Below are 21,862 nucleotides of genomic sequence, written 5' to 3' on the forward strand. Positions count from 1 at the left end.
ACGCCCGAACCACATAACAGCACTCGGTAATCACGTCCTTGCGCGGAATGGCTCACTGTCCTGTACGCATGCATTGCCGCCCCGAAGGGCACTCGGCACCACAGCCCAGACCCGGGCGGGTGCAGGAACTGTCCTCCATTTGCGTGATCGCCGTGGGCAGACCACGAGCCGCCCGTCGTCGTGTCGTCGACGGGCGCCCTCGATGCCAACTGTGCACGTCGGCACGGGCCCTGCCATCCGCTGGCGCCCGCCACTGAGCCATTTTCATCGTGACGGTGCTGGTCAACGACGGTGTGGCGCGCAGGGACCGACGTAGGGCGAGGCTCCCGGTAAGACAGCTGTCGACCAAGACTCGATGCCCCGACCAGGAGCCTCGTTGCTGTCCTACCCTGCCACGATCACCCTGTCCACCCGCACCCTCAACCAGCTCGCGACCCTGATCCGCCGGCAACGTCACGAACGCCGCAGCCGATGGCGGCGGCTGCAGCCGGGCGACCAGGCGCTGCTGGTCCTGGCACACCTGCGCAACGGCGACACCTACGCCCGACTCGCCGCCGGCTTCGCCATCGGCACCAGCACCGCCTGGCGCTACGTCCAAGAAGGCATCCACCTGCTCGCCGCCCGCGCCGACGACGTCGCCGCAGCCGCCCGCCGCGCCGCGCGGCTGGCCTACGCGATCCTCGACGGCACCCTGATCCCGATCGACCGGGTGGCCAACCAGCGCCCGTACTACTCAGGTAAGCACAAGCGCCACGGCGTCAACGTGCAACTGCTCGCCGATCCCGCCGGCCGGCTCGTCTGGGCCTCACCCGCGCTGCCCGGCGCGGTCCACGACCTGACCGCCGCGCGCGTGCACGGCCTGGTCGACGCCCTCACCGCCCACGGCGTGATGGTGCTGGCCGACAAGGGCTACCAGGGCGCCGGCGGCACAATCCGCACACCGTTCAAACGCCACCGCCACCGGCCCCGGCTCTCCCGCCGGCAACGCGCCGTCAACCGCGCCCACGCCCGTGTCCGCGGCATCGGCGAACGCGCGGTCGCCGCGCTCAAAAGCTGGAAGATCCTGACCAAGCTGCGCTGCTGCCCACGCCGCGCCACCGCCATCGTGCAGGCCGTCACCGTCCTGCACCACATCGAGACCAACCGCTACCCACGATGAAAATGGCTCACTGTTGCGATCGGTGAACCTCGCGCCGATCGTTTCATCCGCGACGAACTCCGAGTCGTCGGCCACCTGCCCGATATCCGCTGTGTGGTCGCCGCGTTGTTGGAACCGGTCCGGGAACACCCGGACACGCCAGCCGAAGCCTTCCCGGCACGCCGTCGGGCGGCGGAAGCCTCGCACCAGAGTGGTCGCCGCTGCCGACCGGGTAACTCGTCAACTCGTCCCGTCAGGCCGTTCGCGACCAATGGATCAACCTCGCGGTACCCGCCCACGGAGTGACGCGGATGCGTTGGCGGGGATCCGGTGACAACTGCAGGCCAGACATGTTCTCGGAACCTGAGAGCCTCAGATCTGTCGGCCATGTGGTCAAGCGTCGAGTGCCGCCAAGGGTGCGCCGCTGGTCCACTGGCGCGCACACCCAGTGCGGCGGCTGGTAGTCCGCGTTGCGGCGCCTTGGGAGTACATGCTACGTCGATTGGGCAGAAACCGGACTATACTTTGGCAAATGCGTACGGGTCTGATGGTGCTGGTGCGTCCGCCGCCCCCGCCCTACGTGCTGGGGATTGCGTTCGCTCTGTCCGTGATCGTGGTGGAAACGCTGATTGTGCATCAATTCCGGGCGATCGCGTCACATTTGGCACTGAGTTTTGTGTATCTGTTCGGTGTCCTGCTGGTCTCGATGGTATGGGGGCTTTGGCTGAGTCTAGCGACCGCTCTGGCCAGCGCTCTGGCCTTCGTGCTCTTCCATGGCCGGCAGCCTGGCCTATTGGTGGCCCCTGACGTGGGGGATTGGGTCGAGGTTGCATTCTTCCTCGTCGTCGCATTGCTGGTCGGCGCTGTCGGCGAGTTGTCCAGAAAACGCGCCGAGCGGGCCCAGGACTCGGGCCTTGTCGCCGAAATAGCTCATTTGCTGCAAACTGACATGCCGACGGCGTTGCCTGCCGTCGAAGAGCGCATCGGCCGAGCGTTCGGCCTTTCATCCGTGACGATCAGTTCGAGTCGCTGTCGCGAAAGCGTTCATTCCGGGCACGGAGATGCGCATGTGATGCTTCCACTCCGCGAGGGAGCCGCCAGCCTCGGCGCCATGTACGTGCCCGCCCGCACGCCGAAGCGGACGCTACGGCGATTGCAGGAGCGGGTCGTGCCACCACTTGCGTCGCTGCTGCAGCTCGCATACGAGCGCTCGGCAATGATTGCCTCGCTGGGGACGGGTCGCGAGGAGCTCCGGCGGCTCGCGCAACAACAGGCCGCTCTGCGACGGGTGGCGACGCTGATCGCCCACGGTGCTAGACCAGCCGAGGTTTTCGACGCGGTCGCCGTCGAGGTCAGCCAGTTGCTGGGCAAGTACCACACGAACCTGTTGCGCTACGAGGCTCACAACACATTCACAGTTGTCTCGACCAACCAACCGGGACCCATCAAGCCGTCGGTCGTGGACTACTGGCCGATCGACAAGGACACTATCGTGGGACAGGTGCAACGCACTGGTCGCGCTGCCCGGATCGACCGGTACGAAGGCTCGGGCCCTGGCGCAACCCTCGCCCGTAAGCTGGGTGTGTGCTCGGCGGTCGGAGCGCCGATCGTGGTCGAGGGCCGGTTGTGGGGCGTGGCCACCGTCTCGTGTATGCGGCCAGAACCCTTGCCGGCCGATGCGGAGGCACGCATCGAGGGCTTCACGGAGCTTCTGGCAACGGCCATCGCGAACGCCGAAAGTCGGAGCCAGCTTCTCGCGTCTCGAGCCCGGATCGTCTCCGCTGCCGACGAGGCGCGCCGACGCATCGAGCGCGATCTGCACGACGGGGCCCAACAGCAGCTTGTCTCGCTCATGCTCGCCATGCGCACCACTGAGGATGGTGTGCCACCAGAATTGTGCCAGTTCAAGGCCAAGCTCTCGCAGATGGCGACCAGTCTCAGTGACATTGTGGAAAACCTGCACGAGCTTTCGAGGGGGATTCATCCGGCGATACTGACCCAAAGCGGTCTCGGGGCAGCGGTCAAGGCGCTCGCCCGCCGATCGTCAGTCCCAGTTGAGGTCGACGTGCAGATCGATCAGCGGTTGCCATCAGGCGTCGAGGTGGCTGCCTACTTTGTTGTGTCGGAATCACTCACGAACGCCGCCAAACACGCACATGCGACGGTCGTGCGCGTCGACCTACAAGTACAGCAGCAACACCTTCACCTCTCCGTCTGTGACGATGGAGTCGGCGGAGCCGACTCCGAACGAGGGTCCGGACTCACCGGGCTCAAGGACCGCGTTGAAGCACTCGGCGGGCACCTGACAATGGAGAGCCCAGCAGGCGGCGGCACCTGCGTATCGGCAATGGTCCCGGTCTGCTTCGACGAAACGCCGGGCTTCCGCTAGTTGGTCTCTCCGGGACGACTGGCTCCCTACGCGCTCCTTGCCGGGAATCCGGGCAGAGTGTCGGCCAGTGCGGTGAGGAACTGCTCCAGGAAGACGTCGTTCTCGTTACTCGCCACCATGTGCCGGGCTCTAGGCACCTCGACGTGGCGGGTGCGTGCTCCGAGGGCGAGAAAGCGTTCGGCGTCCGGGGGGAGGATGACGTCGCTCAACTCGCCACGGACGAGGATCACCGGAACGTCGAGACCGGTGACCCCGGCAGGCATATCGCGTTGCTGTCTGCGGTACCAGGCTCATGGGCGGAGTCGAGCGTCCGCGGGTCCCCGTGCCACTCCACCGTCCGGTGGCCGGCGACCGCCGTAGGTTACGCCGCAGCCCGTCGCCTGCCATCGGCTTGCGATGTGGCTGGTAGCCGGCCACGGCTGCACAGGCCTCCTCGTGGGGGCGATGCGTACGACAGGATGACGCGTTCGCCGGCCGGAGCCGATTTGGTGTGGGCGGTCATGACGGCCGCACCTGGAATTCGAGCTGGACGCCGAGCGTCTGGCTGTGGTCGGGCCGGATGTCGACACTGTCGCGGCCCTCGTGAACCGTCGGTGTCAAGCCGAGCGCTGCGAGCCGGTCGATGGTTCGGTCGAGGTCCTCGACCTCGACCGAGATGCCGTACGGTCCCGGCCCCCACGTGGCCAGGTAATCTCCGGCGGGTGTCGACGGGTCGGTCGGTTGGACAACCTCCAGCAGCGCCGACCGCGGGTGGGCGAATGTCAGGGCGACGCGTTTCACACCAGCGTCCCGGACGATCGGGTCGGCCGGGCTCCAGCCAGTGCTGCGTTCGAGGGCACGCAACGTCCCCTCGATGTCGTGGACCAGCATGGTGCGCTTGGTGACCCGAACGACGGGGTGGTCGTCGTCTCGTGGGCGGGGAACGTGATCGTCGGTCGGGACAGGGAACCCAAACGATGCAGCCGGGACGAACTCCAGGTACAGACCGCCGTCAGCGCCTGGGTCGTACGCACCAGGGTCGTCGTGGTTGCGGCCGAGCCAGATGCGCGGAAACGGGAGTTCTTCGGCCGGCTCGTCGACGCGGAACCGCGCCTTGGCGGCGGCAAGCCGGGTGACCATTGCGTCCATGTCGTCGATCGCAACCGGGGTGGAGTGCGTCTTGTACTGGCGGTTCGCCTGACCACGGAAGATCTCGGCCATGAACGGGTGCGAGAGGTGGCTGTCGGGTTCGCCGAACGGTGCGATGATCTCCACGTGCGTCGGCGCGAGCGCGACGTCGAGGTTGACACGGCACCATCGCGCGTCGAACCCCCACCGCGGCCAGACCTGCCGCCATACCCCACGCGGCTCGTACAGGCCCAGGATCGGGCCGAGGCGGTCCATCGCAGCTTGTGAGGAGGCGACCAACAGGTCCGCCGACGCGAGCATGTCAAACATCGGCGGTCACCGGCCGGAACAGCGGAAGGTAGATTTCGCCATGCGCCTCGAAGGTGACGTGTACCAGCATCCCAACACGGACGTCGTACGGATCAGCGTCCACGATTCTGGTCGTGAGCCGCAGCCCCTGCTGCTCGGCGAGCTCGACGATGGCCACCGCGTACGGCGGGTCGAACGCCGGATGCCAGGAGTACTCGTTGATGGTGAACGCAGCGACCGCGCCGCGGCCCGACACGGCCTCGGACCGGACGCGGGCGGAGAGGCAGACGGGACACCGTGGCACCGGGGGGTGGATGTAGTAGGCGCAGTCGGCGCAGCGATGGATGGCCAGCTCGCCGTGAGCGCCGCGGGTGAAGAAATCTTGGGTGTCCGGCGTCAGGCTCGGCAGCGGTGGTTCCGCCCGGTTTGTGCGCGTCGGTATCTGCTGCATCCCGTCCCCTTGGTGGTGTTTCATGGCGGTGTCAGATTGGTGTGCCGAGGTTGGATTCGTCGACGAACAGCACTCGGCCCTGTCTGATCGCCGCATCGAGCGCGTCGAGGCTGGCTGGCCGGCCGGTCGGCTCCCACGGTTCTGCGCCGTGCCAGCGCATCTCTTGGATGCCGTCGGCGCTGGCAAAGACCACTTTTCCGGACAGGGGAGCGGAGCGGTCGCTCACCATGTAGAGCATCGTGAGTGCGGCCGCGTCGCTGGTGTACCGCGTCCGGAGTTCGTCATTGATAACGCCCGACGATGTCACGGTGCCGCCCTCCCAGGCGCGGCTGGCGAACCGCGGCGCTATCGTCCAGGCACGGATGCCATAGGCGCGGCCTTCGAGAGCAAGCACGCTCGTCAAGCCGATGATGCCGGCCTTGGCGGCGGCGTAGTTCGCCTGGCCGGTCTTGCCACGGATCCCACTGCGCGACGTGGTGTTGACGATGACGCCACCGCTGCCGCGGTCGACCATGTGCCAGAAGATGGGCTGCGTCACGTTGAAGGTGCCGTGCAGGTGTACGTCCACCACCCGGTGCCAGTTGGCCAGCGGCATGGTATCGAAAGGACCATCCCGAACGATCCCCGCGTTGTTGACGAGGATGTCGATCTGACCGAAGGCCGCCACCGCGTCGGCGCAGATCGTGGCAGCCGTATCTGGGTCAGAAACGTCGGCGGTGTTGGCGACGGCCTCTCCGCCGGCGGCGATGATCTCGGCAACCACGCTGTCGGCAAGGTGCTGGCCTGCCAGAGAACCGCCAGCCACTGTCACGCTCAGGTCGTTGACGAGGACTTTGGCGCCGGCGGCAGCGAGTTCGAGCGCGTAGCGCCGACCCAGTCCGCCGCCTGCGCCGGTCACGACTGCGACTTTCCCGTCGAGTTCTGGCATGGCGTTCAGGACTTCACAAACGTCTGGATCGTGGCGTCCCAAACGTTCGGGGTGAGTCCACGGGTCCTCAACCGGTACTTTTCGATCTTGGCGACGGGATTGCGTGGCAGCTCATCGACGAGTTCGAAGTAGCGCGGAACCATGAAGAATGGCAGGCGGCCTACGCAGAACTGATGCAGTTCCGCGTGGTCGAGTTGCGTGCCAGGGGCAAGCTCGACGATGGCGAAGATGTCATCCTCAAGGACCTCGCTCGGCACGCCGACGGCGGCGGCGTCAGCGACGGCTGGGTGCTGGCGAAGCACCTCCTCGAGCTCCGCGGCGGAGACGTTCTCGCCACGGCGTCGCAAGGCGTCCTTCTTTCGACCCTCGTAGAAGAACCATCCGTCGGCGTCGAGGCGTCCGAGGTCGCCGGTGTGGTACCACAGGTTGGTCATCTGCTGCAGCGTCGCCTCGGGGTTGCGCCAATATCCGTCGAACATCACTCCCGGTTTCTTGGGCCGCACGATGATCTCGCCGACCGAGTTTGCCGGCACGTCGGTGTCGTCGTCGTTGACGATGCGCACCTCGAACAGTTCGTCGTTGACGCGTCCGGCGGAGTCGAGCGGAAAGTCGTCGTCTAGTCCGCCAACGGTGATCTTGCAGGCCTCGCTGAGGGCGTAGCAGGTCACGACCTTGCACCGGAAACGCTGCTCGAATTGCCGGTGCAGGGTCCGCGGGATCGGTGCGGTGTAGAAGACGCGCATCGGCAACGTGGCGTCATCCGGGCTCTCGGGCCGGTTGGCGAGCATCACCATCATGGAGCCGAGCATGTGGACGATGGTCGCCTGTGATTCCCGTACCCGGTCCCAGGTGCGGCTGGTCGAGAACTTGGCGTCCAGCACGGCGTGCTGCCCGCACACCAGTGCGCCCATGATGCCGCAGCCTTTGGCGGCCAAATGGAACAATGGCATGGATCCGAAGTACACGTCCTCCTCGGAGCCTTGATAGAGCAGTACCTGTTGGCGTGCGGCCGACAACAGGTAGTTGTGTGAGAACGTGACGCCCTTTGAAGAGCCGGTGGTGCCGGAGGTGTAGATGACCGAGGAGGCGTCGCTGTAGCCGACACCGGCAGCGGAAAGGAGGTGTGAGGTTGGCCCGGTGGACAGCTCGTCCCACGGGACGGCCTTGAGGCCGGCATGCTCCAGCCGCCGCAACCCGTCGGGGCTACCCCGCAGGACCACGGTTTCGATCCCGCCGTCCCTGGCCGTGTCGAGTGCCGTGTCGAGGTACTTCTCGTCGCACAGCAGCAGCGAGCTTCCGGCATTGCGCAGGGTGCGCCGCAGGAAGTCGCCGGCGTAGGCAGTGTTGATGGGAATGTCCACCGCGCCCAACCGTGAGGCGCCGAACCAGGCGAGCACGTGTTCAATCGAGTTGTCCATGAGCAGGGCCACAGAGTCGCCGTGGCGGAGTCCGAGCCCATGGAGCGCGTTGGCGTATCCGATAGTGCGCGTGGCTAGGTCGGCGAAGGTGGCGGCCTCGCCGCAAACCGTGAGGCCGAGCCGGTCGCCGGAATGCTCGGCTCGCTTGTCGATGACCGTGCCGATCGAAACGCGGTCGTCCGGTGCCCAGACGGTCATCGGATGACCACACTCTTGCTGGCGGTCATGGTGCAGGTGGTTGCGCAATTCGGCATCGGCGTTCGTCCTTCGCGGTATGGGGTGTGTGAAGGCGATGGGGGCGGGTGCGCTGCTGTCACAATGGCACACATTATGTGTGTCGTGCCAGACCTGGATTCCGTTTCACAGGTCCGTGGCGATGTACTTGGTCTCCAGGAACTCATGGATGCCGGCGAAGCCGCCCTCGCGGCCCAGCCCGCTCTGCTTGAATCCGCCGAACGGCGCGGCTGGATCGGACAGCAAGGCGCGGTTGATGCCGACCATCCCGGACTCCAGCCGCTCTGCTACTCGCAGCGCCCGCCGCTGGTCCTCGCCGTACACATAGCTGATGAGACCGTACGGTGTGTTGTTCGCGCGGTACACAGCCTCGTCGTCGTCCTCGACGATCACCACCGGAGCCACCGGACCGAAGATCTCCACGTCGAGGATCTCGTCGTCCGCCGCCACACCGGCGAGGACGGTCGGTGGGTAGAACGCGCCTGGCCCGTCGGGGACCGCCCCACCGGCCGTGGCACGGGCGCCGGCGCCGACCGCCTGAGTCACGATCGCGGCGACCTTGTCCCGTTCGGTCACGGACACCAGCGACCCGACGGTGCTGGCTGGGTTCATTCCCGGCCCGAGGGTCTGTGCGGCCATCGCGCGGGAGAAGGCGTCAACAAAGTCCCTTGCAACCGACCGGTGAACGTAGAAGCGGTTGGCGGCGGTACACGCAGCGCCGCCGTTGCGCAGCTTCGCGGTCAGCGCGCCGGCCGCTGCCGTTGACACGTCTGCGTCGGACAGGACGATGAACGGCGCGTTACCGCCCAACTCCATCGACGGGCGTACCACCTGATCCGCGGCCTCGCGCAGCAGCAGCCGGCCCACCTCGGTAGATCCGGTGAACGACAGGGCGGCGACCCGTGGATCGTGCAACATCTCCCGAACCCTGACCGCAGATGGCGTGGCGACGACGACATTGAGGACCCCGCCGGGCAGCCCAGCGCGGTGCAGGATGTCGGCAATCGCGAGTGCGGTCAACGGCGTCTCCGTGGCCGGCTTGAGCACCATGGCGCAGCCCGCAGCCAATGCCGGGCCAATCTTCCGTGTGGCCATGGCGGCAGGAAAGTTCCACGGCGTGATGAGTAGCGAGACACCCACCGGCTGGTGGGTCACGATGATCCGCTTGTCGCCCCCGGGCGCGACCCGGTATTCGCCGGTGACCCGGACTGCCTCCTCGGAGAACCAGCGGAAGAACTCGGCGGCGTATCCGATCTCCGCCCGCGCGTCCGCTAGCACCTTGCCGTTCTCCCGGACGACGAGTTCGGCGAGCCGATCACTCTCGTCGACCATCAACCGGAACGCACGGCGCAGCACCTCCGCGCGCTCGCGCGGCGCCCGGGCGGACCACGCCGGCAATGCGGCCGCGGCCGCGTCCACGGCCGCGGCGCACTCCTCGGCGCCGGCGACAGCGACTTCGGTGATGGGTACTCCAGTGGCCGGATCCAGCACCGCAACGGTGTCACTGCCATCGACCCAGGTGCCGTCGATAAACAACTTCGTAGGGAAGTGCATGCACGCTCCTCTGGAGAGCCTCACCGTCCGCGCCAGACCGGCGGACGTTTCTCGGTGAACGCGAGCGCACCTTCTCGGGCGTCGGCGGAACCACGCACCTTCGCGTAGATGGCGCGCTGGCGGTCGAACGCCTCATCAGCGGGCCAGCCAGCCGACTCGATGACGACGCGTTTGGATTCGCGTACCGCCAGCGGCCCGTTCGCAGCGACGGCCTCGGCGAGTCGCAGGGCGCAGTCGAGCGATTCGCCCTGCGGTACAAGCCGGTTGACAAGCCCCGCCCGGTAGGCCGTCGGCGCATCGACGGAGGCACCGGTGAGGATCCACTCCATCGCAAGGTGGTAGGGCACCCGATGCGGAAGCCGCAGTAGACCGCCGCCGGCCGCCATCAGCCCCCGCCGCACCTCGGGCAGGCCGAACGAGGCCGTCTCCGCCGCCACGATGAGATCACAGGCAAGCGCGATCTCGAAGCCGCCGGCGACCGCTGGGCCTTCGACCGCTGCGACGATCGGTTTGTCCGGCGGCCGTTCGACGATGCCCGCGAAGCCCCGACCGGGCACCGCGGGCCGTTGGCCGGCCAGGAAGGCTTTGAGGTCCATCCCGGCGCAGAAGTACCCGCCTGCTCCGGTGAGCACGGCCGCGGATAGGTCGTCGCGGCTGTCGAGGTCCTCCATCGCTGCGCCGATTGCCCTGGCCGTTGGCTCGTCGATAGCGTTGCGAACCTGTGGCCGGTCGATGCACACCACCAACACGGTGCCGTGGGTGACAGTCCGGACGGTCATGGTCAGCGTGCCCCCATCCGGACGGCCCCATCCAGCCGGATGGTCTCACCGTTGATCATCGGGTTGGCCAGGATGTGCATGGCCAACGCGGCGAACTCCTCCGGCCGACCCAAACGGGACGGGTGCGGCACCGATGCCGCCAGCTTGTCGCGGATCTCATCACCGAACCGGGCCAGGATCGGGGTGTCGAACACGCCGGGAGCGATGGTGGCGACCCGGATCAGTTTGGATGCTAGGTCACGCGCTGCGACCAGGGTCATTCCGACCACCCCGGCCTTGGCGGAGGCGTACGGAATCTGGCCGATCTGGCCCTCCCAAGCCGCGACGGACGCTGTCAGCACGCACACGCCACGCTCGCCGCCCACCGGTTCGTTTGCCGCCATCCGGGCCGCGGCGATCCGCAGCACGTTGAACGTTCCGACCAGGTTGACGTGCACCAGTTCGCTGAACAGCTCAAGGGAACCGGGCTGCCCGTCACGTTCCACCACCCGGACGGTGCCACCGCGGCCCGCACAGTGGATGACCGCTCGCAGCGGCCCGTGCTGGCAGGCCTCGTCCACCGCTGCGGCGACGGCGTCGGGGGCCGTCACGTCCGCCGGGCAGAACCGCACGAGACCGCCGAGACTGTCAGCGATATTCCGACCGTCAGAGGTCGGGAGGTCGACGATCGTCGTAGGCACGTTGCGCTCGACAAGCTGACGTACACACGCCAGACCGAGTCCGGATGCGCCGCCGGTGACAACGGCAACACCGTCTGTAAGGTCCATCGCAGTCCTTCCTCTGCCGAGGGCTCAGCCGGCGGCTACCGGCCAGTGGATCGTCTTGTGCTGGAGGAACTCGTCCACGCCCCAGCGCCCCCATTCCCTGCCGAGTCCGCTGTTCTTGTAGCCGCCGAACGGGCCGTGGGGGTTCAGCCGCCCACTGCCGCCGTTGACCGCCACTGATCCTGTCCGGATCCGGCGGGCGATCGCGTAGGCCCTTGCCGTGTCACGCGACCAGACGCTGCCGCTGAGCCCGTAGGCGCTGTCGTTGGCGATGGCGATCGCCTCGTTGTCGGTGTCGAAGGGGATCACCACACCAACCGGTCCGAAGAACTCCTGTTGAGCGACCGACATCGAGCTGTGGACGCCGGTCATCAGAGTCGGCTCGAGGAAGTAGCCGCGGTGCAGGTGCGCGGGCCGGCCGCCACCGTACGCGACAGAGGCCCCTTCGGCGCGGCCGGCGGCGATCATCTTCTCGACCCGCTCCCGCTGCGCTGCGCTGATCAGTGGGCCGAGCCCGACTGAGGGGTCGGTCGGATCGCCGATGGTGATCGCCGGGAGCAGCTTGAGTAGTCGGTCAACGAGTTCGTCGTGCAGGGACGAATGCACGATCGTACGGGTGTACATGCCGCAGCCCTGGCCGCAGTTCGCGGTGAACGAGCGGAGGACATCCGGCGTCACCCGATCCAGGTCGGCGTCGCTGCAGATGACGTTCGCCGACTTGCCACCGAGCTCCAGGACTACCTTCTTCAGGGTGGGCGCAGCCTGGCTGAGGATCTTGCGCCCGACGGCGTCGGACCCGGTGAAGCTGACCAGGTCGACATCCGGGTGCGACGTGAGCATCTCGCTGGCTTCGATGCCGCCGCTGATCACATTGAGTACACCGGGCGGCAGCCCGGCCGCGTCGGCGATCTCAGCGAGGACGAAGGCCGACAGCGGCGTATAGGGCGACGGTTTCAGCACGACAGTGCACCCGGCCGCAAGGGCTGGCCCGACCTTGAACAGGGCCATCAGCCATGGGGCATTGAATGGTGTGATCAGCGTCGCGACACCGTAGGGCTCGCGATGTACCGCACCTTGACCGACCTTTCCGTGCTCGACGAGCGGTGGCATCGGCTCGACAAAGGAAAAGGACGGGATGACCCGTTCGGCAGTGTCGAACCACCGATCGATCGGTGTGTCGACGAAAAGGGGCACGGTGCTCTGGGCGCGGCCGGTCTCGGCGATGTCCAAGGCGAAGAGTTCGTCTCTGCGCTCGCGCATGATCTCGCCCATAGCGGTCATGGCGTCGGCGCGCCGCCGCGGGCTGATGCTCGCCCATTCGCCGTGGTCGAATGCCTGCCGTGCCGCCGAGATGGCGTCTTCCGTGTCGGCTGTTGTCGCGTCCGGGACGGTGCCGGTGATTTCCTCGGTGGCAGGGTTGACCGCGGTGAGCCGACCGGCACTGCGGCTCGCTACCCACCGGCCGCCGATGTAGAACTTGTCGAATCGATAGACCATCAGGCGTCTCCGGTTTCCAGCCAGGCGTCGACCTCGACACCGGTCGAGTTGAGCAGGAACGCAGTCATCACGTAGAAGCCAATGAGGATCATCAGTTCGATCATCTGCTCTTCGGTGTACTGAGTGCGCAGCACCTGCCACGTCGGTTCCGTGATGTGGTGGCCATCAACCAACTCGTCGACGGCGCGCAGTCTCGCCCTGGTCAGCGGGTCCCAGCCGTCCGCGTCCGGGCCGATGCGGACCCGTTCGATCTCCTGCGCGCTGGCACCTGCGAGCGCTGCCGAGCGGCGGTGGTGCTGCCATTCGTACACACTTCCGCACAGGGCGGCCACCCGCAGCGTGATCAGCTCGCGGTCGCGGGGCGCGAGACTGCCGTCACGGAGGCTGGCGCCCATCCGCGCCCATGGCTCGAACATCGCGGGATTCCGCACGACCGTGCAGGGCAGGTTACGATCGGGCAACTGAGGCTGATGACGGCCAGGGACTGGCTTCGGCGCCAGTCCGTCCAACAGCTCGCGAACTCTGCCCACCCGTTCGAACAGTGGTACCGGCAGGATGCGCGGCTGATCCATACGCTGCTCGGTCACGGTCACGCCTCGATCTGCAGGTCGCCTGCGCGTGGCACAGTGAGATACCTGTCGAACCACTCGACGCCATAGCCGATCGCCTCCGGAAGCAGCCGGTTGTGCACATCGTTGTGCCCAGCGTTCTTCAGCAGCACCAGTTTCTTGGGCGAGCAAGCGTGTTCATACAGCTGGTGGAATTGTTCGACAGGAATGGTGAGGTCCCTGTCGGCCCCAAGGATCAGCACGGCTCGCGGGCTGATCCGCCCGACGTACTCGTAGGGCTTGTAGCGCATCAGCTCGTCTGCGGTCTCGGCTAGGGGATACATCAGCTCAGCAAGCGCCGGATGGCCCTGGGCGTAGGCGGCCGCTCGTGCAGCAGCGGTCGGCTCGAAGTGCATGATCTGTTCTGGCGGCACACGCATCGACTCGCCTGTGGTCACCCGCTTCCGGCGGTCGTCAGCAACCTGTTGCAGGAATTCCGCCCACTCCCAGGTCGTTCGGGTTGACCGCAGCAGTGCCTCGCCGTCGGCAAACGGTGATGCAGCCACCGCGCAGCGGACCCGCTGGTCAAGCGCGGTGGCCACGATCGCGTGTGCACCACCGTAGCTGCCGTCACCCCAGATCGCGATTCTCTCGGGGTCCACGTCAGGTCTGGTGGTTAAGTATGTGACCGCGTTGCGGATGTCCTCCAGGTGCTCGGCCGGGACGAACCGCCAGTGCGGTCCGTCGCTGTCACCGAAACCGCGATACTCGAAGGTGAGCACGGCGTATCCGCGGCTGACTAACTCGGCGGCGTACCGTGGGGCAAACATGCCGAGGACCGGACGGTACCCCAGGCACAACAACACGGCCGGATGCCGCACATCGCCCGGCGGTGTGTACCAGACGCCGCGGAGCTGATGCCCCGGGCCGCTGAAGAATGAGACCTTTTCTTCACGCATGTGCTTCCTCCGCTGGTCTCGGCCGGGTCAGTACGTGCCAGAGGCGTCGTTCTCCGCCAACGCGAACGGAACGGCCCAGCTGCGCCGTTAAGTGCCGCTGCGACGACACGGTGTCCCGCCAGGCCCAGAGTAACCGGGTGAAATCGGACAAGTGGTATTCGGCCGTGATCCCGATGGCGCCGTGGAGCTGGTGGCAGCCCGCGGCGACGTCGGTCGCTGTCTGTCCGGTGATAACACGTGCCACCTGGGCCGCAGCCAGCTGCTCGTCCGGGTCTGATCGAATGTCCATCAGCGCCTCGGTGGCCCGCTGGACGGCGGCTTCCGCCTGCACAATGGCGGTTCGCATCCGGGCCAGCGAGGCGGCGATCGACGGAATTGTGATCAGAGGAGCTCCGAACTGTTGCCGCTGGGCGACGTACTGACGGGTCAGCTCGTAGGCACCCGTGGCGGCACCGACGATTGCTGCGGACCACAGCAGGTGGATTCGGGCCTCGATCGATTGGATCGGTAGCGGCAGCGCGTATCGGCGTGCATCTTCGAGCTGGACCTCGAACAAGTCACGCGGTTCGCCGGCGATGTTCTCCGCCACGTCGAGCCGTACGGCAGCGACGTCGACGACCAGGAGTTCGTCGGGCGCCACCAACACGGCCTGTTCGACGCGCCGACCCCAGGCCAACATGCCGCGGATCCGGACGTCCGAGCGGTTCACCGCCGGCATAATGGTGACGCTGCGGATCGCGGGCGCCACCGTCTCGAGCAAGCTCAGCAGGAATGCGGCGGTGTTCGACTCGATCAGCGGGGTGCTGCCAGCGCACCGCGCCAGTTCGTCCACGACGACCACCAGTTCGGCAAGGGATCCCCCGGAACCGCCAGCGATCTCCGGGACGCCGACCAGTGACAACCCGTGTTCCTCAAAGGCTGGCCAATAGTCGGGCAGCGCGCCGACAGCCGGCCGGTCAGACCTCCCTACGACCTTCCCAGCGATCGCGCGCACAGCGTCGCGGATCTGGTGAGCGATCTCGGGGCAGACGTCGATCGTCATGAGCTGACCTCGGCTCGTGCGATGAGCGACAGCATCACGTCGGCGGCCCCGCCGCGGACGGTATAGCCGGGAGAGGAGAACACTGCCTGGGCGAGGGCACTCGTACGGGGCGGATCGTTCGGGCCGAAGCGGCGCGCGAATTCGACGACGTCCTGCTCGAAGATGTTGCCCAGGTACTTCAGGGTGGCCGCCTGCCGCACCGGTGCCGTGCCCTCGTCCAGCAGGGTCGCGATCTGGTACGCCAAACGCCGCAGGCTGGCCAGCCGGGCGGTCAGTCTGCCGAGCTCCTGCTCCGCCTCGGCGTCGTCCGGCAGGCTGCCGAGCAGTGGCACGAGCAGCGGGTACGAGGACAGGTACCGCTCCGGTCCGCCGCGTTCGAAGCTGAGCTGCTCCACCACCTGGCGCCAGCCGTTGCCGACTGCGCCGAGCACGTTCTCGCCGGGGACCAGCACGTCGTCGAACACCACCTCGTTGAAATGGTGTTCGCCGGCCAGATCGAGGATGGGGGAGATGTGAATGCCGGCCGAACCCAGATCGAGCACGAACTCGGTCAGTCCAGCGTGCTTGCCGCCGTCGGTGCCGGTGCGAGCCAGGACATACATGTGGGTGGCGTGGTGCGCTCCGGTCGTCCAGATCTTTCGACCTCGCAGTCGCCATCCGCCGTCGACCGGCGTGGCGGTGGTCCGCAGAGAGGCGAGGTCGGATCCGGCTTCTGGCTCGCTCATTCCGAGGCAGAAGAACACGTCCGCGGTGACGATGCCGGGCAGATACGTCGTGCGGAGGTGTTCGGAGCCGTGGCGCAGAATCGCTGGTCCGATCTGACGGTCGGCGATCCAGTGCGCAGCTACGGGTGCGCCGGCGCGTAGCAGCTCCTCGGTGACGGCGAGGCGTTCGACGTTGCTGCGTTCGCCCCCGCCGTACTTCCGGGGCCACGTCATTCCGATGACGCCCAGCCCGGCGAGGGCCTTGCTGAAGGCCGGGTCGTATCCGCGCATCCAGTTGTCGCATCGGGTGGCGGTGCCGTCGGCTCGCCAGCTGGCGATCAGCTGCCGCACCTGCTGCGGCGTGGCGGCGTGCGGTGTCATGGCGTCACCGTCCACGAAACTGAGCCGGTCGGCGGTTCAGGAAGGCCTCCATGGCCTCGGCGGAGTCCTCGGTCGAGGTCATCACGGCCTGGTAAGCGGCGATGAGTTCGAGCGCGCCGCGCAGGTCGGCGTGCTGACTTGCGTACGCGGCTCGTTTGATCAGCCGTACAGCGACGGGTGGCATGCCGGCAAGCTTGCGCGCGAGGGTCTGGCAGGCATCGGCGAGTTCGTTGTCGGGGTGTACCGAGCTGACCAGGCCAATACGCACTGCCTGCTCGGCGTCGACGACTTCGGCCGTCCACATGAGCCGCAACGCGGTCGCCATGCCGACGATGCGTGGCAGGTAGTAGCAGCCGCCGTCGCCTGGCACCAGACCGACCCGGATGTACCCCTGGCAGAACGTGGCAGAGGTACCGGCCATTCGGAGATCGGCCATGAGTGCCATGTCCATGCCGGCTCCCACTGCGGGCCCGCCGACCGCGGCGAGATAGGGCTTGCTGAGCGCCTCTGCGGCGTGAGCCACCATGTGCACCCGTTCGGTGAGCAGGTTGCGTTCGGCCAGCGGGCTGCGCTCTCGGTTGGCGAACTCGGCGAGGTCCACACCAGAGCAGAACGAGCCGGCAACACCGGTCAACACCACCGCCCTGACCTCGGGGTCGCTTTCGGCCTGGCGCAGCATCTGCGCCCAATGCTCGATCATGCCGAGGGTGAAGGCGTTGCGCTGGTGCGGGCGGTTCAGCGTGATCGTGGCCACGTGGTCGCTGACGTCATATTCGATGTCCACCGAATCACCTGGCGAGCGGTGAGGTCACTTGCAGGAACGAGTGCTTTTCGTCGAGCGCTGTCACGACGTCGATGACCCACGGGCGGCCATGGTCCGCTAGGGCCTCCTCGAGAGCGGCCGTCAGCTGTTCGGAGGTTTCCACCCGGGTCCCGCCGCACCCCATGGCCCGCGAGATTGCGGCATAGTCGTAGTGGCCGAGTTCGGCGGTGATCTGCCGCTTGCCGAGTCCGTTGTAGACCCAGCCGAGCGCGGCGTTGTTGAGCACCACGACCACGATGGGGATGTCCTGTTCCAACGCGGTCAGCAGGCCGTTCATGCTCATCCCGAAGCCGCCGTCGCCGCACACAGCGACGACGGGGCGGGACCGGTCGACGAGCTTGGCCGCCAATGCTGCCGGTATCGCGTACCCCATTCCGCCGATGCCGGCCGACTGCAGGTAGTTGCCTGCGCGCTTGGTCTGGAACAGGTGCATCATGAACAGCCGGTTTTCGCCCGCGTCGCAAGTGACCATGGCGTCGTCGGGCAGGGTGGTGTTGAGCAGTTTTACGATCCGCTCCGGCAGCAGCGGGACGTCGTCGCTGTAGCTTGCGTCGACGTCGAACCAGCCGTGCATGGCCCGTGCCTCGTGGAGCACCCGGTGACGCGGCTCGAGGGCCGTTGGGTTCGGGGCGTCGATGTCGAGCGCCAGCAGCCGATCTAGCGTTGCCCGCACGTCCCCGATCAGGGTCTGGTCGGCTGGGAAGGTCCAGGACGCGTTTCGGGGCTCGATGTCCAGCTGGATGATGGTCTGGCGGCCAGGGTCGACGAGCAGTGGGTTCTCATTGGCAGTGTCCGGCGGTGCGAGCCTGGAACCGAGCACCAGCAGCAGGTCAGCCTGTCCGACGACGGCGTTCGCGATCGGGCGGCCGAAAGTTCCGCATACGCCGAGGGCGAGCTCGTGCACCTCGGGGAAGACGCCCTTGCCGCCGCCGCTGGTCGCCACGGGCATGGCGTACCGCTCGGCAAGTCGCTGCAGCTGAGGATAGGCGTTGCTGATCCGTACCCCGTTTCCGGCGATGATGACGGGGCGGCGCGCGTCGCGCAGGGTGTCGAGGAACTGGCGCAACTCCGCGTCGGTCGGCACCGCCCGTTGCTCGGTGAGATATCGACGGGTTGGGTAGATGACGGGGTGCGCGTCCGGGCCGACCTTGGTGCGTAGGGCGCTGCTGCTGAACAGGACGGCGATCGGACCTCGTTCGCCAGCCAACGCATGCTTGATGGCCAGCTGCACGGACTGCACGGCTTGCGGACCGTTGTGGGCGACCATCACCCGCTTGACCACGCCGCCGAGTGCTTGCCTGGCGTCGAAGCCGCCGTAGTCGCCGGCGCCGGTCTGGTAGCTGCCGTGATGGGACAAGTGGCCGCCGTCGGTGAGGTCGGCCAGCAGCAGCATCGGTGAGCTGGACAGGTGGGCTTCAAGCGTGCCGAGAAGGGCGTTCGCGATGATCCACGCACCCTGCCCGTAGACCACGCCCGGGCGGCCGGTGAGCCGCCCGTAGACCTCGGCCATGACACCGGCCAGCGATTCCTCGCGCACAAGGACAGCACGGACGGTGTCCGTGTGCTCGTTGAGCGCGTCGAAGAGCATCCAGCTGTCACCGCCGATGATGCCGAAGATCATGTCGATTTCGGCCTCCTCCAGGACGCGGGCGATCGCCTCGCCGACCCGGATGGTGCCGTCCAGTGCCTTGGTGGTCGTCATCTGCGGCTACCTCCTGATGTATGGCGGGTCCAGGCGTCGAAACGTGGCTTGCCGGCGGAGTCGACGATTTCGATCCACAGCCCGCTGTGTGGATTGCGGTGATAGGCGAACTCGGCGCGGGAGCCGTTCTCGTCCAGCCCGCTGGCCTCGCATGGGAAGCCGATGGATTCCAGGCGGGCGATCTCGGCGTGAAAGTCGTCCGCCCAATAGCCCACATGGTGCAGCGGTGGCCCGCCGGTCATGAACCGATAGGCGGAGTCGTCGAGGTACTCGATGAGCTCCAGGTGGTGCGGGCCGCCAAGGGAGTAGGTGATGCGCATGTCCCGGAACACCGGTCCGGCTGGGGTGCTGATCGGACCGGTGCGCTGGACCGGGGTGGCCCAGGCGAGGCCGAGCGTGTCGCCGAGCCGCCGCATCGCTTCGTCTAGGTCGTCGACGACGACGCCGGTGTGGAAGAGCATGAAGGCATCATGGCACATCTGTTGTGTCATTGTGAATATCAGCGGGTCAGGAGGAGACACCCGGCCAGCGGGCCGCCTCCGGTACCGACCACGCCGACTTCGGCGTCGCGCACCTGGCGTGCACCTGCGGCGCCCCGGAGCTGCGTCGCGACTTCGTGGAGATGCCCGAAACCATGCAGCCGACCGGCGGAGAGTTGACCACCACCGGTGTTCAGCGGCAGCGTGCCGTCTCGGGCGATCGATCGGCCCCCTTCCAGGAAGGCCCCAGCCTCACCTCTCGGGCAGAACCCGAGGCTCTCCAACCACAGCACCGTGAGGATGCTGAACCCGTCATAGAGCCCGGCGACGTTCACATCGGCCGGCGTCAGATCCGTCCGTGACCAGAGGTGTTTGCCGGCGTCGGCCGCGGCCATGGTGGTGATGTCGGCGCGCTGATCCCAGGACGGCCGCCCGGTGATGGCCGTTCCGACGGCCTCGAACCGCAGCGGCGCACCCTTCAGGTCGGCAACCGTGTCCGCGGCCGAGACGACAAAGGCTGTGGAGCCGTCAACCGGAACGTCGCAGTCGTACAGGCACAGGGGCGTGGAGATCATCCGAGCGGTGAGATAGTCGTCCATGGTCAACGGCGAACGGTATACGGCTGCGTCATTGAGGGCGGCGTTGGCGCGTCCGGTGAGCGGAATCTGGCCGAGTTGCTCCCGCGTCAGACCGAACTCCGCCATGTATCGCGTCGCCCACGGCGCGATCCAGGTCGGTGAGGACATCGAACCGAACGGCAGCAGCCACTGCATGTAGGAGGGCAATCGTGCCGTGTCAGTGGATATGGTGGCCGCCCGTGTGCCGCTCTGCTGGCCGGAGGACTCGGTCACCGTGCGATAGACCAAGACGTGCCGACATAGCCCGGCTGCGACGGCCAGCATCGCGTTGACGACCGCACCCAGCTGCGCGGGGCCTTCAGGACCGGCCTGGTACCAGTTCAGACCGAGCCGCAGGGCGTCCTGGGTTTGCGGAACGCCCGGCCCGCTGAATCCGTCCGAGATGTAGATGTCGCCGGGCCAGGCGCACATGCCGTCGATGTCGTCGCGGTTCAGTCCGGCATCGTCCATTGCCGCCAGGCATGCTTCCACGGTCAGGTCTAGGGCGCTGCGCCCCAGCCGACGACCCACCTGGGACTGGCCGAGACCGGATAGCACACTTCGCCGCTCAAATTTGTCCACTATGGTTCCTTAAGGACGTTGAATCGCGGTGGTCTCCAGGAATTCTTCGATCCCGAACCGGCCCAACTCGCGGCCGATACCGGAGCGTCGGAATCCGCCGAACGGCGCCGCCGGATTGAAGGCCGCGCCGTTGATGTCGACTTGGCCGGTGCGCAATCGGACCGCAACCTCCATAGCCTGCTGCTCGGTAGCCGCCCAGACTCCGCCAGCCAACCCATACTCGGAGTTGTTGGCGATCGCCACGGCGTCGTCGGCGCCGTCGTGGCCGATGATGCACAACACCGGGCCGAAGATCTCCTCCTGCGCCAGCCGGCTATCGGCGGGCACGTCGAGGAACACAGTCGGGGCAACGTAGAAGCCGGTGGACTCGACCACCGAACCTTGCGCCGCGATGCGCAACCCCTCGGCGAGCCCGTGGTCGATGTACTCGCAAACCGACTGCTGCTGCCGGGCCGAGACCAGCGGTCCGAGCCTGGTACTCGGCTGCAGAGGATGGCCGACGGTCAGCTTGGCAAGCTCATGCTGAGCCAGTTCGGCGACCTCGGCCAGCCGGGCGCGGGGAACCAGCATTCTGGTCCATGCGGAGCAGGTCTGACCGGAGTTCAACATGCCGTTGCGCACCGACCCTTTGACTGCCGCTGGCAGGTCCGCGCCGTCGAGAATGATGCTTGCCGACTTTCCGCCGAGTTCCAGCGCCACCCGGGTGACATTGCGTGCGGCGAGAGTGGCGACGCGGACACCGGCCTTGGTCGAACCGGTGAAGGACAACAGCGCGATGCCCGGATGCGCGGCAATCGCCTCACCGACGCTGACACCGGGACCCGGTACGACCGACAGCACGCCAGGCGGCACCCCAGCCTCGGCGGCGGCGTCGACCAAGGCCAGGGCGCTCAGCGGCGCTTCCTTACTGGGCTTCAGGACGATGGGACAGCCGGCAGCCAGGGCCGCGCCCACCTTGGCGATCACCTGGTGCAGCGGATAGTTCCAGGGTGTGATGGCCCCGACTACTCCAGTTGGGACGCGCCGCACCAGGGAGTGACCGATCTCGGTGTCGAGGTCCAGTTCTGCAATCGCTTCGGCGTAGGCGTGCAGGACCCGGACCGGCATGCCAACCTGTACCGCCTCGGCGATGCGCCGTGGCGTGCCGACCTCCAGGGCAATCGTCTCCGCCAATGCCGGGGCTCGCTTGTCGAGAGCGTCGGCCAGCGACACGAGCAGGGCAGCGCGTTCGGCAGTCGGCCATTGGCTGAAGGAAGTGAAGGATTCGTTGGCCATCTGGATCGCGGCGTCGACGTCGTCCGGCCCGGCCTGCACCACGTGAGCCAGCGGTGTGCCGTCGGCGGAATTGGTGACGACTGAAGGCGGCAATTCTGATCGCGGCCGTACCCACTGGCCGCCGAGCGAGTAGGCGTTGCGGATGGTATCAAGATCGATCAGCTGGCTCATCGCGCTTCACT

At 67.0% G+C, this 21,862-nt stretch carries 20 protein-coding genes; 2 read left to right on the top strand and 18 right to left on the bottom strand.

What is annotated here, in order from left to right; all coding sequences use genetic code 11:
- The first annotated feature begins 376 nt into the window (after positions 1–376).
- Both ABZS66_RS43415 and ABZS66_RS43420 read left to right on the top strand, forming a co-directional pair.
- Entirely contained in the window at positions 377–1,159 is a 783-nt protein-coding gene (locus ABZS66_RS43415) for a transposase family protein (RefSeq protein ID WP_354768469.1), read from the top strand.
- Positions 1,160–1,670: 511 nt separating this feature from the next.
- The gene (locus ABZS66_RS43420) at positions 1,671–3,527 is read left to right on the top strand and encodes a DUF4118 domain-containing protein (RefSeq protein ID WP_354768471.1); all 1,857 of its coding nucleotides are present in this window, start codon (positions 1,671–1,673) and stop codon (positions 3,525–3,527) included.
- Between the two features lie 26 nt (positions 3,528–3,553).
- Here the strand turns inward: ABZS66_RS43420 and ABZS66_RS43425 are convergent, their stop codons facing one another.
- From ABZS66_RS43425 to ABZS66_RS43510, 18 genes are all read right to left on the bottom strand, one after another.
- Positions 3,554–3,790, bottom strand: coding sequence for a hypothetical protein (locus tag ABZS66_RS43425; RefSeq protein ID WP_354768472.1), 237 nt, complete (start codon positions 3,788–3,790; stop codon positions 3,554–3,556).
- Between the two features lie 235 nt (positions 3,791–4,025).
- The gene (locus tag ABZS66_RS43430) at positions 4,026–4,955 is read right to left on the bottom strand and encodes a VOC family protein (RefSeq protein ID WP_354768474.1); all 930 of its coding nucleotides are present in this window, start codon (positions 4,953–4,955) and stop codon (positions 4,026–4,028) included.
- A gap of 1 nt (position 4,956) precedes the next feature.
- Positions 4,957–5,394: an OB-fold domain-containing protein gene (locus ABZS66_RS43435; RefSeq protein WP_354768476.1), complete on the bottom strand. Its 438-nt coding sequence runs from the start codon at positions 5,392–5,394 to the stop codon at positions 4,957–4,959.
- Between the two features lie 31 nt (positions 5,395–5,425).
- Positions 5,426–6,322, bottom strand: coding sequence for an SDR family NAD(P)-dependent oxidoreductase (locus tag ABZS66_RS43440; RefSeq protein WP_354768478.1), 897 nt, complete (start codon positions 6,320–6,322; stop codon positions 5,426–5,428).
- 5 nt (positions 6,323–6,327) lie between these two features.
- Positions 6,328–7,938: an AMP-binding protein gene (locus ABZS66_RS43445; protein ID WP_354768480.1), complete on the bottom strand. Its 1,611-nt coding sequence runs from the start codon at positions 7,936–7,938 to the stop codon at positions 6,328–6,330.
- 162 nt (positions 7,939–8,100) lie between these two features.
- Positions 8,101–9,510, bottom strand: coding sequence for an NAD-dependent succinate-semialdehyde dehydrogenase (locus tag ABZS66_RS43450; protein ID WP_354768482.1), 1,410 nt, complete (start codon positions 9,508–9,510; stop codon positions 8,101–8,103).
- Positions 9,511–9,548: 38 nt separating this feature from the next.
- Positions 9,549–10,307: a crotonase/enoyl-CoA hydratase family protein gene (locus ABZS66_RS43455; protein WP_354768484.1), complete on the bottom strand. Its 759-nt coding sequence runs from the start codon at positions 10,305–10,307 to the stop codon at positions 9,549–9,551.
- A gap of 2 nt (positions 10,308–10,309) precedes the next feature.
- Positions 10,310–11,074: an SDR family NAD(P)-dependent oxidoreductase gene (locus tag ABZS66_RS43460; protein WP_354768486.1), complete on the bottom strand. Its 765-nt coding sequence runs from the start codon at positions 11,072–11,074 to the stop codon at positions 10,310–10,312.
- Between the two features lie 24 nt (positions 11,075–11,098).
- Complete coding sequence (locus tag ABZS66_RS43465; RefSeq protein ID WP_354768488.1) at positions 11,099–12,568, bottom strand: aldehyde dehydrogenase family protein; 1,470 nt, start codon at positions 12,566–12,568, stop codon at positions 11,099–11,101.
- A complete protein-coding gene (locus ABZS66_RS43470) occupies positions 12,568–13,161 on the bottom strand; it encodes a carboxymuconolactone decarboxylase family protein (protein WP_354768490.1) in 594 nt (197 codons plus the stop codon). Before ABZS66_RS43470 ends, ABZS66_RS43465 begins: the two co-directional genes overlap by 1 nt.
- Positions 13,158–14,075, bottom strand: a complete 918-nt coding sequence (locus ABZS66_RS43475; RefSeq protein ID WP_354768492.1) for an alpha/beta fold hydrolase — start codon at positions 14,073–14,075, stop codon at positions 13,158–13,160. Before ABZS66_RS43475 ends, ABZS66_RS43470 begins: the two co-directional genes overlap by 4 nt.
- The gene (locus ABZS66_RS43480; protein WP_354768494.1) at positions 14,068–15,117 is read right to left on the bottom strand and encodes an acyl-CoA dehydrogenase family protein; all 1,050 of its coding nucleotides are present in this window, start codon (positions 15,115–15,117) and stop codon (positions 14,068–14,070) included. Before ABZS66_RS43480 ends, ABZS66_RS43475 begins: the two co-directional genes overlap by 8 nt.
- On the bottom strand, positions 15,114–16,202 hold the full coding sequence (locus ABZS66_RS43485) for an acyl-CoA dehydrogenase family protein (RefSeq protein ID WP_354768496.1): 1,089 nt from the start codon (positions 16,200–16,202) through the stop codon (positions 15,114–15,116). The genes ABZS66_RS43480 and ABZS66_RS43485 overlap by 4 nt, the downstream gene beginning before the upstream one ends.
- A gap of 4 nt (positions 16,203–16,206) precedes the next feature.
- Positions 16,207–16,986, bottom strand: a complete 780-nt coding sequence (locus ABZS66_RS43490; RefSeq protein ID WP_354768498.1) for an enoyl-CoA hydratase-related protein — start codon at positions 16,984–16,986, stop codon at positions 16,207–16,209.
- Positions 16,987–16,990: 4 nt separating this feature from the next.
- A complete protein-coding gene (locus tag ABZS66_RS43495) occupies positions 16,991–18,727 on the bottom strand; it encodes a thiamine pyrophosphate-binding protein (RefSeq protein ID WP_354768500.1) in 1,737 nt (578 codons plus the stop codon).
- Positions 18,724–19,188, bottom strand: coding sequence for a VOC family protein (locus tag ABZS66_RS43500; RefSeq protein ID WP_354768502.1), 465 nt, complete (start codon positions 19,186–19,188; stop codon positions 18,724–18,726). The genes ABZS66_RS43495 and ABZS66_RS43500 overlap by 4 nt, the downstream gene beginning before the upstream one ends.
- A 38-nt stretch (positions 19,189–19,226) precedes the next feature.
- Positions 19,227–20,405, bottom strand: a complete 1,179-nt coding sequence (locus tag ABZS66_RS43505; protein WP_354768504.1) for a thiolase family protein — start codon at positions 20,403–20,405, stop codon at positions 19,227–19,229.
- 9 nt (positions 20,406–20,414) lie between these two features.
- Positions 20,415–21,851: an aldehyde dehydrogenase family protein gene (locus tag ABZS66_RS43510; protein ID WP_354768506.1), complete on the bottom strand. Its 1,437-nt coding sequence runs from the start codon at positions 21,849–21,851 to the stop codon at positions 20,415–20,417.
- Between the last annotated feature and the right edge of the window lie 11 nt (positions 21,852–21,862).

Origin of the sequence: Dactylosporangium sp. NPDC005572 (assembly GCF_040605515.1) — a bacterium.
GTDB lineage: Bacteria > Actinomycetota > Actinomycetes > Mycobacteriales > Micromonosporaceae > Dactylosporangium.